Annotated in this window: 15 protein-coding genes; 2 read left to right on the forward strand and 13 right to left on the reverse strand. The window is 61.8% G+C overall.

What is annotated here, in order from left to right; all coding sequences use genetic code 11:
- Window positions 1-2: 2 nt before the first annotated feature.
- The 13 genes from lpxB to pyrH all read right to left on the reverse strand — a co-directional run bounded on the left by lpxB (window position 3) and on the right by pyrH (window position 12,718).
- Entirely contained in the window at window positions 3-1,178 is a 1,176-nt protein-coding gene (lpxB, locus tag MUY21_RS08705; protein ID WP_248409942.1) for a lipid-A-disaccharide synthase, read from the reverse strand.
- Window positions 1,175-1,990 carry a UDP-2,3-diacylglucosamine diphosphatase LpxI gene (lpxI, locus tag MUY21_RS08710; protein ID WP_248409943.1) on the reverse strand — a complete coding sequence of 272 codons (816 nt, stop codon included), beginning with the start codon at window positions 1,988-1,990 and terminating at the stop codon, window positions 1,175-1,177. Before lpxI ends, lpxB begins: the two co-directional genes overlap by 4 nt.
- A 9-nt stretch (window positions 1,991-1,999) precedes the next feature.
- Window positions 2,000-2,809: an acyl-ACP--UDP-N-acetylglucosamine O-acyltransferase gene (lpxA, locus tag MUY21_RS08715; RefSeq protein ID WP_191285888.1), complete on the reverse strand. Its 810-nt coding sequence runs from the start codon at window positions 2,807-2,809 to the stop codon at window positions 2,000-2,002.
- A gap of 3 nt (window positions 2,810-2,812) precedes the next feature.
- Window positions 2,813-3,280 carry a 3-hydroxyacyl-ACP dehydratase FabZ gene (gene fabZ / locus MUY21_RS08720; protein WP_191285887.1) on the reverse strand — a complete coding sequence of 156 codons (468 nt, stop codon included), beginning with the start codon at window positions 3,278-3,280 and terminating at the stop codon, window positions 2,813-2,815.
- 80 nt (window positions 3,281-3,360) lie between these two features.
- Window positions 3,361-4,071, reverse strand: coding sequence for an OmpH family outer membrane protein (locus MUY21_RS08725; protein WP_248409944.1), 711 nt, complete (start codon window positions 4,069-4,071; stop codon window positions 3,361-3,363).
- A 13-nt stretch (window positions 4,072-4,084) separates the two neighbouring features.
- A complete protein-coding gene (bamA, locus tag MUY21_RS08730; protein WP_248409945.1) occupies window positions 4,085-6,439 on the reverse strand; it encodes an outer membrane protein assembly factor BamA in 2,355 nt (784 codons plus the stop codon).
- A 265-nt stretch (window positions 6,440-6,704) separates the two neighbouring features.
- Window positions 6,705-6,833: a hypothetical protein gene (locus MUY21_RS16085; RefSeq protein WP_282568990.1), complete on the reverse strand. Its 129-nt coding sequence runs from the start codon at window positions 6,831-6,833 to the stop codon at window positions 6,705-6,707.
- Window positions 6,834-6,950: 117 nt separating this feature from the next.
- On the reverse strand, window positions 6,951-8,291 hold the full coding sequence (rseP, locus tag MUY21_RS08735) for an RIP metalloprotease RseP (RefSeq protein WP_248409946.1): 1,341 nt from the start codon (window positions 8,289-8,291) through the stop codon (window positions 6,951-6,953).
- Between the two features lie 34 nt (window positions 8,292-8,325).
- Window positions 8,326-9,516, reverse strand: coding sequence for a 1-deoxy-D-xylulose-5-phosphate reductoisomerase (dxr, locus tag MUY21_RS08740; RefSeq protein WP_248409947.1), 1,191 nt, complete (start codon window positions 9,514-9,516; stop codon window positions 8,326-8,328).
- A 13-nt stretch (window positions 9,517-9,529) separates the two neighbouring features.
- Entirely contained in the window at window positions 9,530-10,348 is an 819-nt protein-coding gene (locus MUY21_RS08745) for a phosphatidate cytidylyltransferase (RefSeq protein WP_248409948.1), read from the reverse strand.
- A gap of 135 nt (window positions 10,349-10,483) precedes the next feature.
- The gene (locus MUY21_RS08750; protein ID WP_191285945.1) at window positions 10,484-11,233 is read right to left on the reverse strand and encodes an isoprenyl transferase; all 750 of its coding nucleotides are present in this window, start codon (window positions 11,231-11,233) and stop codon (window positions 10,484-10,486) included.
- Window positions 11,234-11,279: 46 nt separating this feature from the next.
- The gene (gene frr, locus MUY21_RS08755; RefSeq protein ID WP_248409949.1) at window positions 11,280-11,846 is read right to left on the reverse strand and encodes a ribosome recycling factor; all 567 of its coding nucleotides are present in this window, start codon (window positions 11,844-11,846) and stop codon (window positions 11,280-11,282) included.
- A 182-nt stretch (window positions 11,847-12,028) separates the two neighbouring features.
- Window positions 12,029-12,718, reverse strand: a complete 690-nt coding sequence (gene pyrH, locus MUY21_RS08760) for a UMP kinase (RefSeq protein WP_248410049.1) — start codon at window positions 12,716-12,718, stop codon at window positions 12,029-12,031.
- 201 nt (window positions 12,719-12,919) lie between these two features.
- Between pyrH and miaA the strand changes: the two genes are divergently transcribed.
- Window positions 12,920-13,849 (forward strand): tRNA (adenosine(37)-N6)-dimethylallyltransferase MiaA, encoded by a 930-nt coding sequence (gene miaA / locus MUY21_RS08765; RefSeq protein WP_248409950.1) that lies wholly within the window; start codon window positions 12,920-12,922, stop codon window positions 13,847-13,849.
- Window positions 13,850-14,052: 203 nt separating this feature from the next.
- The gene (locus tag MUY21_RS08770; RefSeq protein ID WP_248409951.1) at window positions 14,053-14,859 is read left to right on the forward strand and encodes an AraC family transcriptional regulator; all 807 of its coding nucleotides are present in this window, start codon (window positions 14,053-14,055) and stop codon (window positions 14,857-14,859) included.
- Window positions 14,860-14,908 lie beyond the last annotated feature (49 nt).

Raw genomic sequence — 14,908 nt, forward strand, 5'->3', positions numbered from 1 at the left:
CGTTAGGTCGTGCGCGCCCGCGCCACCGCGTTCAGAACCGAGCGCGCCGCCCGAAGCCCCGGTGCCTCGCCCCCCCGGCCCAGACGATCCATGGTCAGGGCCATCGCCTCTTTCTGGGCGGTGGGGTCAGCCAGCTTGGCCAAAAGAGCGGGCGCGATCCGGTCGGGCGTGCACTCTGCACCCAGAAACTCGGGCACGGTCCGTGTATCAGAGACAAGATTGACCAGCGTCACCGTGTCCACCCGCAGCAATCGCCCGATCAGAACCCGGCTCAGCCAGTTCATGTCATAGGCGATCACCATCGGGGTCGCGGCGGCTGCCAGCTCCAGCGAAACCGTGCCTGATGCGGCCAGCGCCACATCCGCCGCCCGGAAGGCCGCGCGTTTCTGCTCGGGCTGATCGGCTGGAATCAGGATCGGCTTAACTGGCCAGTTGGCCGTCAGATCGCGCACCAGAGCCTCAACACCCTGCGCCACGGGCAACGCGACCGACATCTCGGGATGCGCGCGCGCCACACGCCCCAAAGCCTCGCCAAAGCGGTCGGCCAGCCGTGTCACCTCGCCTTTGCGCGATCCGGGCAGCGCCAATACCAGCGGCCCGGTGCCGATCTGGTGATGATCGCGGAACGCCTGCGCTTCGGCCTTGGTCGCGATGGGATCGGCCACAACCGGATGGCCCACGAAATCGCAGCTCATCCCGGCGGCTTCCATATAGGGTGGCTCGAACGGCAACAGCGCCAGCACATGGTCGATCCATTGCGCCATCTTCTCGGCCCGCTTGGGACGCCACGCCCAGACCGAAGGTGCCACGTAATGCACCGTGGGTATGTCACGCCCGAAGGTCAGCCCCTCAACCTCGTCCTCTTTGACGATCCGCGCCACGCGCAGGCAGAAATCAGGGCTGTCGATGGTGATCAGCACATCCGGATTTGCCTCTATCACCGCTTGAGCTGTTTCGCGAATGCGGCGTTTCAAGTGGAAATATTTCGGCGCGACCTCGGCAATGCCCATGATCGACAGTTCCGACATGGGAAATTGCGACCGCAGACCCTGCGCCTGCATTTCTGTGCCACCGATGCCCAGAAACTCGACCTGATCGACCAGTGTTTTCAGGCCCGCCATCAAGGCCGCGCCCAGCCGGTCGCCGGATGGTTCGCCCGCGATCATGAACACTTTCACGGCGCATCCCCCCGCACGTCCAGAAACAGATCAAGCTCATGCACAAGCCGTTCGACTTCGTCCTGATCCATCACGATCACACCGCCTGCGGGAATGACGATGCCCCCCAGCCCCGCCTTGGCCACGGCCTTGACGGTGGCCGGGCCGATGGTGGGAATGTCCATGCGCCCGTCCTGTCCGGGTTTGGGGCGTTTGACAAAAACCCCGCGCGCGCCTTGTTTCAGATGTTCGGGCGTTTCACTGACAAAGCGAAGCAGCGCATCCGTGCCCTGAATGGTCTCGATCCCCAGACATTGGCCGCCCGCGACCACCGCGCCCTGTGCCAGATCTTCGCTGACCAGTGTGTCCAAAATGGACCAGCCGCGATTGGCATCATATCGGTCCTGATCGCTTGGTGTGCGTCCGATGGTGGTCGCATCTAGGCTGAGCCCCTGCGTCACATCGGTCGCGGCCACAACATCGAAGCCTTGTTCTTCGAACACTTCGGCCACCAAACGCAAAAGCGCGTCGTCGCCCTTGCCCAGCACCGCCTTGACCCGTGGAAACAGGCCCAGCGTCACGCGGTCCATCCTCAAAGGGTTCAGCTTGGGCCGGTCCACCTTTCCGGCAAAGACGACGCGCCCGACCCCTGCCCCGCGCATGGTCTTGAACAACGCGCCCAGCTTCTCATAGCTCGCCTCGACCAGATCAAAACCGTCCGGTGCATCCACCTCAACCCCCTTGATGGTCACGAACAGCGCGCCGGGATTGCTGGCGGCGATGCGGTGCGGCAGGTCTCCGGTTCCGGCGATGATGGCAAGGCGGTCGGTCATCGCGGCACGCTATTTCGGGGTCAGAAAGCCACGGTCGCTGTCGCCAGTGACAAAGGCGATCAACTCGCGGACATAATCGCTGTCGGCCCCATCAGCCAAACCCGCCGCGCGGTCGCGAAACGATCCTTCGCCGGTTCTGAGCGTCTGAAATGCCGCACGCAACGCCGCGATATCCGCCCGCGCAACGCCACGCCGCTTTAGCCCCACAAGGTTCAGCCCGTCCAGTTCGCCGCGCGGACCTTGCACCAGACCGTGCGGCACCACATCCGCCGTGACCATCGACAAGGCACCGATGATGGCGCCCCGGCCAATGCGAATCCATTGGTGCAAACCGGACAAGCCGCCGACGATCACATCATCTTCAATGACCACATGACCGGCCACGGCGACATTGTTGACCAAAATGACATTGTTGCCGATCTGCGCGTCATGTGCGACGTGACAGCCCGCCATGAACAGCCCGTCATCGCCGATCCGTGTGACATAGCCACCGCCCGCCGTGCCGGTGTTCATCGTCACATGCTCGCGAATGCGGTTGCGTTTGCCGATGATCAGGCGCGTATCCTCGCCCGAGAATTTCAGATCCTGTGGGATCTCTCCAATCACCGAGAACGGAAAGATCACGGTGTCGTCGCCCACCTCGGTATCGCCAGTGATCACCACATGGGATTTCACCTCGACCCCCGCGCCCAGTCGAACCTGTGCCCCGATCACGCAGAACGGACCGATCCGGCAATCGGGTCCGATCCTGGCTCCGTCTTCGATGATCGCGCTGGCGTGCACCAGAGCCGTCGGGTCAACGCCCCCATTGTCGGCCATCGGTCAGCCTTTCCCGCCGGTCACATCAATCATCGCCATGAACGTCGCCTCGCAGGCCAGTTCATCGCCGACCATCGCGCGTCCGTCGAATTTCCAGACCTTCGCGCCCCCGCGAAGGGTGGTCACATGCAGTTCCAGCACATCGCCCGGCACCACCTTGCGGCGGAACTTGGCGCTGTCGATGCCCATGAAATACACCACGGCCCCCGAGCCGACCAAGCCAAGCGACAAGGACACCATGACCGCAGAGGTCTGCGCCATCGCCTCGATGATCGTGACACCCGGCATGATCGGCAGACCGGGAAAATGCCCCTGAAAATGAGGCTCGTTCATCGTGACCATCTTGATGCCCTTGGCAAATTCCTTGGCGCGGATATCTTCGACCCGGTCCACCAGCAGGAACGGATAGCGGTGGGGAATGCAGTCCTGGATCAGTTGGATATCGGCGGTGCTGGGCACATCTGATGTCATGGTCACGTCCTTCACATAAGGGGCTCTTGGCGGCCCGGCTCTTTCTGACTAGCAGTCTGGTGGGGCTGAAACAATTGCAATCAGTTGTCGGTGGATGTCCCATCCGGGGTCGCATCGCCCAACGGAAACGCGGGCATTTCTGGCGCTGGCTGATCCGGGCTCGCGGCCTCTCCCGCAGGGGTTGAAGGTGCATTGTCCGGCAGATCGCTGCCATCCCCCAGCACCTGGTCGATGCGTTCCACGGCCAGTTTGGTGATGTCGATGTTGCGCGTGGTCAACAGGATGGCCCGCCGGTCCAGGATCACGACCGCCCCCAGTTCCCGCACCAATTGCCCCAGGATCGGGCCGATCCGGTCAAAAAACGCGGCCTGTTCACGCTCCAGTGTGCCGACGAATTCCTGCTCGCGCTCGGTGCCTTCCGTGCGCAAAGCCTGAACTTTTGCGTCAAATGCCTTGGCAAGTTTGCGGAAATCTTCGGGCGACATGCTGTCCCGCTTTTCGGTCAGCTCGCGTTCTTCCTTGACCAACGCCTCTTCGACCTTGCGCGTCTCATTGGCCAGCCGCACCCGTTCGGCTTCGACCGTTTCGACCACTCGGCGCCCATATTGCGTGTCAGAGAACAGACTTTGCCGGTCAATCGTAACGATCTGGGACACCACACTGCCAGCCTGCTGCTGGGCATTGCCCGGTGCGGGCAAGACGCCAATCCCGACCATCACGACCAGGGCCAACGCGCCCATACGCCCGGTGAAATGGCGCCGCAATCCGCGCTTTGCACGTTGCGGCGCCATCCAGGTCAATGGATCAGAACTGGGCCGAGATCGTAAGCTCGAAGTTGTTTTCTTCGTCATATTCTTCCTTGGCCAGCACGTGCGAGAAGTTGAACCGAAGCGGGCCAATCGGCGTGTCCCAGAAAATCGACGCCCCGATCGAAGAGCGCAGATGTGCGCTGTCATCAATCGCACCGCCCAACGTGTCGTCCAGCCCCCACAGCGAGCCTGCATCCACGAACACACCACCCGTGATGCCGTATTCTTCGGGCAGACCCAGCGGGAACTGCGCCTCAAGCCGGGCGACCGCGAACATATTGCCGCCAAGCGTGTCCAGGTTGGCTGCATCAAGATCGCGCGGGCCAATGCCGTTGGTGGCAAAACCGCGCAGCTTGGACGGGCCAAGCCGGAACCGGTCGGTCACACGGGACGACCCGCCATCAAGACCGTGCAAGATCCCGCCTTCGACCGTTGCCGTCAGCGTCACCTGATCGTTCCAGACCTTGGTCTGGGCCTGCGCAAGGGCGGTGGCACGTGCATATTGGTAATCCGCGCCAAACCCGCCGATGTCACCGTCGAACTGAAGCAGATAGCCCCGGTTCGGGTCCAACCCGGTGCGCCGAGTGTCATAGCTCCAGGTAAATCCGACGCCCGCGCCAACCTGCCGCCCGCGCGCACCTTCGTTTTTCAGGATTTGCGAACTGCCCGCATCCACATCGGTGATTTCCGCCCCATCGCCATAGACGCGCAGTCCGATCCGGGAATACTCGCTGATCGGAAAAGCGATCGACGGCCGCAGTGCCAGCGAGCGTGTGTTGTAGAAAGACGACGCAAAGGCCGTTTCCTGATAGTAAGCCTCGAATCCAAGCTCCAGATCGCGGTCCAGGAAATTCGGTTCGGCAAACTTGAACGAGAAGCTGGACGAATCTTCGCCGCTGGAATAACTGGCGCTGATGAACTGGCCACGACCAAGGAAGTTGCGTTCGCGGAAGGCAACGCTCAGGCCGAACCCGTTCTCAAGGCTATAGACACCGCCAAAGCTGAGCGATCCGGTTGGCGCCTCTTCGACGTCCACGTCGATCACCACCTGATCGGGCGCCGACCCCTCGCGCGCCTCGACATTCGAGTTCGAGAAATAGCCAAGCGCGCGCACGCGTTCGGCAGCTTCGCGGATTTCACGCGGGTTGAACGGGTCGCCTTCGACGACACGGAACTGGTTGCGCACCACCCGGTCCAGCGTGGTGGCGTTGCCTTCAATGTCGATCCGTTCGACGATGATGCGCGGCCCGCGCACCAGAACCAGGTCGATGTCCAGCGTGCGCGCGCGTTCGTTGCGGGTCACACGCGGCTCGACCCGGACAAAATCCAGCCCGTTGCGAATGGCCAGCCGCTCCATCCGCGCAATGGCGTTTTCCATCAGCGCCGGGCTATAGACCACGCCCGACCGCAGCTTGTGCACACCCTGATATTCGGCGGCGTTCACATTGTTCACCTCGGACGAGGTGGTGATCTTGCCAAAGCGGAATTGCTGGCCTTCCTGCACCGAGAAGGTGATGAAGAACGCATCCCGCTCGCGCGAAAACTCACTGGTCACGCCGGTCGTCTTGAAGTCGATGTATCCGCGCGACAGATAGAAGTCGCGCAACACCTGCTTGTCGAACTCGATCCGTTCGGGCGCATAACTGTCAGCCCGAATGAGCGCGCGCAGGATGCCGGCCTGTTTGGTTTCCAGCACACGACGCAGGCGGCTGTCGGAAAACTGGCGGTTGCCGACGAAGGACAGGCGCTCGACCTCGACATTCTTGCCTTCAACCACTTCGAACACCACGTCGACACGGTTGTTCGAGCGACGGATGATCTTCGGCGTGACCGTGGCGGCCAGACGACCCTGGGCCTGATAAAGCTCGGTGATGGTCTGAACGTCCATTTCGGCGTTTGATGGGCTGAAGACCTGCCGCGGTTGCGATTTCAGCAGCGGCGTGAACACGTCGTCCTTGACCTTGCGGTTGCCCTCGACCGAAACCACGTTGATCGTGGGATATTCGCGCACCTTGACGACCAGTGTGTTGCCGCGCGGCAGGATCTGCACGTCCTCGAACAGGCCGGAGCCGACAAGACGCTGGTAACCGTCGTTCAGCTGGGCGGCCGACACGGCCTCGCCCTGGGCGATTCCCAGATAGGACAGGATGGTGGCGGCTTCAATCCGCTGGGTGCCTTCGATCTCGATCCGCTGGAAGGCATAGGTCTGGGCAACTGCAACCTGCGGCACCGTGACCGTAAACCCCGAAAATGCCAGAAAAAATGCAACGCCGCCACTGGTCAACAGACCTTTTGCCCCGCGTCCGGTTGTTTTGAAATGGTTGCTGCTCAACCTCGTGTCAAATGCCATCGCTTATTCTTTCCCCAGACATCCCAGTGCCAATGTGGATAAGCGGTTGCGGCGGTCTTGTCAAAGCGCGAAACCAGACTTTCGAAGGGGGGCGAAGTGGTGCCAATGCGTCGGGGATCTGCCCCCATCCGGCACGGGGCAGGATTGCCCCTGTTTTCTGTCGGGCAGGCAAAGCAAAACCCGCGCGCAGACAGGCCACGGCGGGTCAGGAAAGTCACGTACCGGATCATCCATCTGGGCCGGTATGCAAACATCTGTGCAAATTTTACATAACGCTGTGAAGTGCCGCACTCAGCCCCAGGGCGGCGGCGATGGCGGCGGCAAAAAAGAAGCGGTCCCAGTTCAGGTCAACCAGAACAGCAAAGGCGTTCGATCCGTAGTTTGTCCGGCCCATGCCGATCCCTTTCTTGACGAGTCACTGTTACGATCGCGTTAAGGATAGAAAGGGATTGCGGCGTTTCGACTTCAGAAATGTGGCAAGAATGTGGCGTTCGCGGATCGCGACACCCGTCTAGGGGCAGAACAGGTCATTGGTGACGCCGAACACCATCAGCGACAACACCAGAGACAAGCCGATCGCCAGAAGAACGTTCAGCACCTTGTCAGATGGCGGTTTGCCGGTCACCGCCTCCCAGGCGTGAAAGACCAGATGGCCCCCGTCCAGAACCGGGATCGGAAACAGGTTCAGAAGCCCGATGGCGGTGGACAGCATGGCGATGAAACTGATGAAGCTCGTTGCGCCCAGCGACGCCGCCTGCCCCGAGACCTGCGCGATGCCAATCGGCCCGGACAGGTTACAGCTTGAGATCGCGCCGGTGATCATGTGCCACAGCCCCGACAGGCTGGCCCGAATGATATAGACCACCCGTTCAGCGCCGGACACGACGCTTTCCCAGACACCGGGGGTGCGCGTTGCCGGTTCGAACACCATGCCCGAGGTGATGCCGATCAACCACCGGGTTTCAAACCCGCCATCGGCGCTGGGAATATCCTGTCGGCGCGGGGTCAGCGTGACCTCCATCGGGGTGCCATCGCGCACGATCCCCAGGGTCAGGGGCGACCCGTCCCCGTTCACGACGATCTCGCGCAGGGTGTTGAAGCTCGGCACCGGGGCTCCGTCCACCGTGGCGATGAAGTCGCCTTCCTTCAGCCCGGCATCAATGGCCGCGGATTTCGGGCTGACCGATCCGACAAGCGCGGGGAACGGATGGGTTGCGACCAGGTCGATCACCCGCCCGTCACGCCGGACACGATAATCAATCATGGCGGTATCCGGCAGCTTTTCCACCAGCGTGCCGAACTCGGCCAGCGGGGGTGTTTCGATCCCGGCAATCGACAGAATCTCGTCTCCCGGTTTCAGCCCGTCTTCCATGCCCGGCACGTTCAGCGGGGTGGCCACCGACAGCGGGTCGCGCGCCACGCCCGTGGCCAGCGCCAGACCCGCAAAGATCAGAATCGACAGGATGAAGTTGAACACCGGACCCGCTGCTACCGTGGCCGCTCGCGCCCAAAGGGGCGCACCATGCATGGTATGGCGACGTTCCTCATCGCTCATCGCCGCCATCGCATCCTCATCCGCGCTGCCCGAGGCGACATTGGAATCGCCACGAAATTTCACGTAACCACCAATGGGAAAGGCCGCGATCTGCCAGCGCGTGCCGTGCCGGTCCATCTTTGACGCCAGCACCGGCCCCATCCCGATCGAGAACACATCCGCCTTGATGCCGGACCAGCGCCCGACGATGTAATGACCGTATTCATGCACCGCGACGATCACCGTCAGGGCTGCCAGGAACGCCAGGATCGTGAAGGCAAGGTTTCCGAAATCGGGAAGCAACCCGGTCAGTTCCATGGAAGGTCTCTCCTGCTCTTGTTTGGCTGGCCGCTCAGGCGGCGGTGCGCGTGTCGATGATCTGGCGGGCGGTTCTGCGTCCCATTTGGTCGGCGGCACGGACATTATCAAGGGTCATCGCGCCTTGCATCAGGGTCACATCCGCGTCAAGGCGATGCAGGACCTGTTCGACCACCCGCGCCATGTCCATGAACCCGATGGTCCCGGCGATAAACGCATCAAGGGCTTCTTCTTTCGCGGCATTGAAAATCGCGCCGCACAATCCGCCGGTCTCCATCACCTCGCGCGCAAGGCGCAGGGCGGGGTATCGGGCTTCGTCGGGGGCGCGAAATTCCAGCGTGGCGATGCGGGTAAGGTCCAGCCGCTCCACCGGCAGATCGCGCCGGTCCGGCCAATGCAACGCGTAGCCGATGGCATGGCGCATATCGGGTGCCCCCAGATGTGCCATCAGCGCCCCGTCGTTGAAACCGACCAGCGCGTGAACAAGGCTTTGCGGATGGACGACGACCTCGATCTGATCGGGATGAAAGCCAAAATATTCTTTTGTTTCTATGACTTCCAGCGCCTTGTTGAACATTGATGCGCTGTCGATCGTGATGCGCTGCCCCATGTCCCAGTTTGGATGCGCGCTGGCCTGTTCCAACGTGGCCTGCGCCAGTTTTTCCAGCGGCCAGTCGCGAAACGCCCCGCCCGAAGCGGTGATGATCACCCGTTCGACCGCGCCCATATCCTCGCCCACCAACCCCTGGAACACCGCCGAGTGTTCGCTGTCCACCGGCAGGATGCGTGCGCCATGGGCCTTGGCGGTCGACATGATCAATGGCCCCGCCGTCACCAGGCTTTCCTTGTTTGCCAGCGCCAGCGTGGCCCCGGCCTCAAGCGCGCGCAACCCGGGCACAAGCCCCGCGGCCCCGACGATCGCTGACATCACCCAATCGGCGGGACGGGTGGCGGCCTCGGCGATGGCGGTTTCTCCGGCAGCGGTTTCGATGCCGGTGCCGGACAAGGCGTCACGCAGGGCGGGCAGATTGTCTTCATGCGCGGTGATGGCGATATCGGCGTCCAGACGGATCGCATCATGCGCCAGACGCGCCACGTTATGTCCGCCGGTCAGCGCCACCACGTCATACGCGTCGGGATCGCGGGCGATCAAATCCATCGTGGATTGCCCGATCGACCCGGTTGCCCCGAGGATCGAGACCCTGCGCTGTGCTGTCGCTGTCATTTGCCCTGCCTCGCTATCCGGCCTGCACCACAAGCGATGATACCCCGATCAGAACGAGCAACACCGCCGCCGCACCAATCATCGCGTCGAACCGGTCCAGCACCCCGCCGTGACCGGGAATAAGGTTCGAACTGTCCTTCACGTTCATCTTACGCTTGATCGCGCTTTCCGCGATGTCGCCCATCTGCCCGGCAAAAGCAATCAACGGCGCAAACATGGCTTCGGTCGGCGTGAACACCCCGAACCCTGCCCCGGCCAGACCGATCAACAGCGCCCCGACCCAACCGGCCACTGTGCCGGACCATGTTTTCTTGGGGCTGATCTGCGGCCAGAATTTTGGCCCGCCCACAGTGCGCCCGACAAAGTACCCCGCAACATCGGACATAATGATGATCAGAAGGAACCAGATCAGCACCTCGCCCGGTCCCATCGCAATGAAACCCATCCCGGCCAGCATGATCACCCCACCATAGCCAAGAAACAGCAAGCGCCGGGTCTTGATCAGCACGCCCCCCACGATAAGCGGCAGGAAGAGAAGAAGAGTTTTCAAAGACAAAAGCTGCCCTTCCGGATCCGACGCGTCGAAGCCGAAACTGGCGACGAAAACGGCCATTGCCGCCAGCGCGCCCAACAGAACGAACACCCAGACGGGTGCGGGTTGCAAAAGACGCGCAAACTCGGCGATGCACAGGCCGATCACCACGGCGATCAGGGTCAGAAAGACCGGATCCCCCAGCGCGATCGCCCCGATCGCAATGGCAGCCATGGCGATCGCAGACAGGACGCGCGGTGCCAGATCAGACCATTTCGATGAGGGTTTTTCATGTGTCATGCGGGGTTTATGACATTGGTGCGGGGTGCCCTCAAGCGGTTGATCGGGTCAGACGGCTGGAACAGGCCCGCGTGGCTGAAATGCCGCGCCAACGCGATCCGCAGCGAAAACGGGCGAAAGATTAGGACGCAGCGATCATTCGGCGGCGGTTTCGACCGCGCCAAAACGCCGCTCGCGCCCGGCAAAACGATCCACCACATCGGCAAAGACCTCGGCCGAGAAGTCGGGCCAGAGCGTGTCAATGAACTCATACTCCGCATAGGCGGATTGCCACAGAAGAAAGTTCGAAATCCGCGCCTCGCCTGACGTGCGGATCACAAGATCAGGATCGGGCAAAACACAAGTATCCAAATAACTTGCAAGCGTTTGTTCATTCACGCTTTCGGGGTCCAGCTGCCCGGCCGCCACATCCAGCGCCATGCGGCGCGTGGCGCGTGCCACCTCGTCCCGGCCACCATAGTTCAGCGCGATGGTCAGGTGCACGCGGTCATTGCCCCCGGTCATCTCTTCAAGTTCGTTCATTAGGGCGATCAGCTTCTTGTCCAACCGGTCGCGATCCCCGATGAACCGCACCCGCACCCCTTCGGCCAGCAGCGCGCGCGCCTCTTTCTGGATATAGCGGCGAAACAGGCTCATCAAACCGGCAACCTCGGTCTGGGTCCGCTTCCAGTTCTCGGTCGAGAAGGCAAAGATCGTGATGTATTTCACACCCAGATCCGGGCAGGCTTCGACGATCTCGCGCACCCGCTTGGCGCCCGCATGATGGCCGAACAGCCGAGGCTTGCCGCGGCGTTGCGCCCAACGGCCATTACCATCCATGATGATGGCAACGTGATCCGGCGACTTATGCGCCTTCTCGTCCTTGTCCGCGGCTTTTCTGCCCATCGACACGCCCAATTCTGCTTGTTCGATCACTTATCGCCCGGTTGGGTCAGACCTGCATGATCTCTTCTTGTTTTACCTCAAGCGCCTTGTCGACATTACCAACAAACTTGTCTGTCAGGCCCTGTACCTCATCATGCCAGAATTTGTGATCATCTTCACTCATTCCGTCATTCTTCGCCTTTTTAAGCTGTTCCATGCCATCGCGGCGCACGTTGCGGATCGAAACACGCGCATGTTCGGCATATTGCGCGGCGACACGGGTCAGTTCGCGGCGACGCTCTTCGTTCAGTTCCGGGATCGGCAGCATGATGATTGTGCCATTCAGCTGCGGATTAATCCCCAGCCCGCTTTCCCGGATTGCTTTTTCAACCGCGTTGACCAGCCCCTTGTCCCACACGTTGATCGTGACCATGCGCGGCTCCGGCACGTTCACCGTGCCCACCTGGTTGATCGGCGTGCGCTGCCCATAGGCGTCGACCATGATCGGTTCCAGCATCGAGGCCGAGGCCCGGCCCGTCCTGAGCGACGCAAACTCCGTCCTGAGCGCGGCGATTGCCCCTTCCATCCGGCGTTCCAGATCACCCATATCCAGTTCAAATTCTTCGTTTGCCATCGTCTGGCTTCCCCTTGTCTTCGTCTCGGACGTCAAACCGAGCGTCTTTCGCCCGGTATAACGCCACCGCCCATAGGATGTATAGGTCCGGTTCGCCGGACCTTGCACGGTGTTTCAATCATTGGCGAAAAATCGCCCCGACAATCTCGCCCCCCACTGGCGCTTGCGATGCATGCAATGGGTCAGTTGCCCACGCGGGTATAGGTGCCCTTGCCGGACAGGATCCCCCGGAAGCCCCCCGGTTCATCCAGCGAAAAGACGATGATCGGCAGGTTGTTGTCACGCGCCAGCGCGATCGCCGAGGCGTCCATCACCCCCAACCGGTTCGCCAGCACATCATCATAGGACACGTTGTCATAGCGCACCGCATCGGCGTTCTTGACCGGATCCTTGTCATAGACGCCATCGACCTTCGTTCCCTTGAAGATCGCCTCGCAAGCCATTTCATTTGCACGCAAAGTTGCCGCTGTATCCGTGGTAAAATACGGGTTGCCAGTGCCGGCGGCAAAAATGCAGACCCGTCCTTTTTCAAGGTGACGCACGGCGCGGCGGCGGATGTAGGGTTCGCATACCTGATCCATCGGAATGGCCGAGATCACGCGCGTGAATACCCCCAGGCTTTCCAGTGCCGACTGCATCGCAAGGGCGTTCATCACCGTGGCCAGCATCCCCATGTAATCGGCCGTGGTCCGCTCCATCCCCTGGGCAGACCCTTGCAGCCCGCGGAAAATGTTGCCGCCACCGATCACCATGCAGATCTCGACCCCCATGTCGTGGACCGATTTGACCTCTTGCGCGATGCGTTCAACGGTGGGCGGGTTCAGGCCAAATCCCTGATCCCCCATCAGGGCCTCGCCAGAGATTTTCAACATGACACGGTTATAGGTCGGTTGCGGGGCGCCTGCGTCCGTTTCTGACGCCGCCTTGCCCGAAACCCCTGAGGCCTGATCACTCATCGGTTGCCACTTTCTGGTTGTCGTGATTGTTTTGGGCAAAATGACCGATCAAGGCGCATTATTCAATGCGCGATCCGCGTCGTTCTTTAAAAAAGCCTGCTCCAGGGCGCCATCCGGATGAAAGCCGACCGACCCATGCCTGTGCCCCATGCCCAGACCCGTATTGACATCGAACGCCTGGCCCGCGCGGTTCCACGTGACCAGCCGGTGCTGATCGCCGGGCCGACCGCATCCGGGAAATCCGCGCTGGCCATGGCGATTGCCGAGGCCTCGGGCGGGGTCATCGTGAATGCCGACGCGCTTCAGGTGTTTGACAACTGGCGGGTGTTGACGGCCCGTCCCTCGGTGCAGGATGAGGCCCGCGTGCCGCATCGGCTTTACGGCTATGTGCCGCGCAATTATCCGTTTTCGGCGGGCCATTGGCTCAGGGATCTGCGGCCGATCCTGTCCGGCCCGGACCGCCCGATCATCGTCGGCGGTACCGGCCTGAACCTGAGCGCCCTGACCGAGGGGCTTGCCGACATTCCGCTGACCCCACCCGAAATCCGTGTCGAAGGCGCGCATCGTATGGCCCAGGGCGGTTTGCCTGCGCTTCTGGCCGATCTGGATCCCGCGACACGGGAGCGGATCGACCCGCAGAACCCCGCCCGCGTCGCCCGCGCGTGGGAAGTGCAGCGCACCACCGGTCGCGGCCTGGCCAGTTGGCAGGACGACACGCCGCCGCCCCTGCTGCCGCTGGCCGAGACCTGCCCGTTTGTGATGCATGCCGATCGCGACTGGCTGCGCGATCGCATCGCGCAGCGTTTCGATGTGATGCTGGAACAGGGCGCGCTGGAGGAAGCACGCGCCAATCTCGCCACCTGGAACCCCCGCGATCCAAGCGCCAAGGCCATCGGCGCCGCCGAACTGATCGCGCATGTGAAGGGTGACCTCTCTCTGGACGAGGCACGCGTTCGCGCCATCATCGCCTCGCAGCAATATGCCAAGCGGCAACGAACGTGGTTTCGCAAACGCATGGGCAACTGGAGGGTGATTCCCCTGCCCTGACTGGAATGCGGGGGCCGGGGATGCCGATAACCGTCACCATATCCGCACCAATCCGCGGAAAACCACGCATTTGTCGCGCAAACCCTGTGGACAAGCTGTGGATAACACAGGTGCAGAAAAAACCATGCGACAGCGGCGCGTTTTTGAGATACCCATGTTACGTTGCCGATGGTTGCCTGCATTATTCGTCTGACGCTGAACTCATGACCACATCGAAATCTTTTTCGTCCCCTTTCCGTGTCTTGCCCCTTGCCCGGCTGGGCAGTGGTGGTCGTTGGCGCACCGAGGCGATGCGCTCATACGGGGCTCCGGTCCTTCTGTGGTTCACGCGCGGTCAGGGCCGCATCACGGTCAACGGTGTGACGGCGGGATATGGGCCACATAACTGCCTGTTCCTGCCCGCCGGCACGATGCACGGGTTCGAAATGTCCAATCAGGTCAACGGCACCATCGTCGTGTTCCCCCAGGGCAGCGAGGACGAACTGGCCCTGCCGGACGAGGCCGTGCACATGCGCCTGCGCGAGGCTGACAAGCAGATGGTGCTGAGCGGGCTGGTCGATGACCTGCAACGCGAAATGGAAAAAGGCCACGAAACCTCGCACCGCGCCATGATGTGCCATGCGGGGCTGTTGTCGGTCTGGCTGGAACGCCAACTGTCCGACACCCGGGTCGAACAGTCGGAAATCGGGGCGACCGGGCGGTTGGTCAATGCCTTTACCGCACTGGTTGAACAGGAGTTTCACACGGATAAGACGGTACGCGACTATGCCGCCGAACTGGGTGTGACCCCCACGCATTTGAGCCGCGTATGCAACAAGACCTGCGGGCGGCCGGCATCCGCCATCCTGCAAGACCGCATCCATTACGAAGCACGCCGCCTGCTGACCGAAACGCATATTCCGATCAAGGACATCGCGGCTTCGCTGGGCTTTGCCTCGGCAGCCTATTTCACCCGCGCCTTCCAAAAGCAAACCGGCACCACGCCGTCCGCTTTCCGCAAAGGGGGATAGGCGTGGCAAACATGCCCGCTACCTATGGGGCCTCGTGTAACACACCCTG

Origin of the sequence: Aliiroseovarius sp. S2029, assembly GCF_023195575.1 — a bacterium.
Taxonomy (GTDB): Bacteria; Pseudomonadota; Alphaproteobacteria; order Rhodobacterales; family Rhodobacteraceae; genus Aliiroseovarius; species Aliiroseovarius zhejiangensis.

Excerpts from the sequence above, each read along its gene's own strand:
- bamA (WP_248409945.1), bottom strand. The coding sequence starts at position 6,439 with ATGGCATTTGACACGAGGTTGAGCAGCAACCATTTCAAAACAACCGGA.
- lpxI (WP_248409943.1), bottom strand. The coding sequence starts at position 1,990 with ATGACCGACCGCCTTGCCATCATCGCCGGAACCGGAGACCTGCCGCAC.
- pyrH (WP_248410049.1), bottom strand. The coding sequence starts at position 12,718 with ATGTTGAAAATCTCTGGCGAGGCCCTGATGGGGGATCAGGGATTTGGC.
- lpxA (WP_191285888.1), bottom strand. The coding sequence starts at position 2,809 with ATGGCCGACAATGGGGGCGTTGACCCGACGGCTCTGGTGCACGCCAGC.
- fabZ (WP_191285887.1), bottom strand. The coding sequence starts at position 3,280 with ATGACATCAGATGTGCCCAGCACCGCCGATATCCAACTGATCCAGGAC.
- MUY21_RS16085 (WP_282568990.1), bottom strand. The coding sequence starts at position 6,833 with ATGGGCCGGACAAACTACGGATCGAACGCCTTTGCTGTTCTGGTTGAC.
- MUY21_RS08725 (WP_248409944.1), bottom strand. The coding sequence starts at position 4,071 with ATGGCGCCGCAACGTGCAAAGCGCGGATTGCGGCGCCATTTCACCGGG.
- MUY21_RS08750 (WP_191285945.1), bottom strand. The coding sequence starts at position 11,233 with ATGGGCAGAAAAGCCGCGGACAAGGACGAGAAGGCGCATAAGTCGCCG.
- frr (WP_248409949.1), bottom strand. The coding sequence starts at position 11,846 with ATGGCAAACGAAGAATTTGAACTGGATATGGGTGATCTGGAACGCCGG.
- rseP (WP_248409946.1), bottom strand. The coding sequence starts at position 8,291 with ATGGAACTGACCGGGTTGCTTCCCGATTTCGGAAACCTTGCCTTCACG.
- miaA (WP_248409950.1), top strand. The coding sequence starts at position 12,920 with ATGAAAGCCGACCGACCCATGCCTGTGCCCCATGCCCAGACCCGTATT.
- MUY21_RS08745 (WP_248409948.1), bottom strand. The coding sequence starts at position 10,348 with ATGACACATGAAAAACCCTCATCGAAATGGTCTGATCTGGCACCGCGC.
- MUY21_RS08770 (WP_248409951.1), top strand. The coding sequence starts at position 14,053 with ATGACCACATCGAAATCTTTTTCGTCCCCTTTCCGTGTCTTGCCCCTT.
- dxr (WP_248409947.1), bottom strand. The coding sequence starts at position 9,516 with ATGACAGCGACAGCACAGCGCAGGGTCTCGATCCTCGGGGCAACCGGG.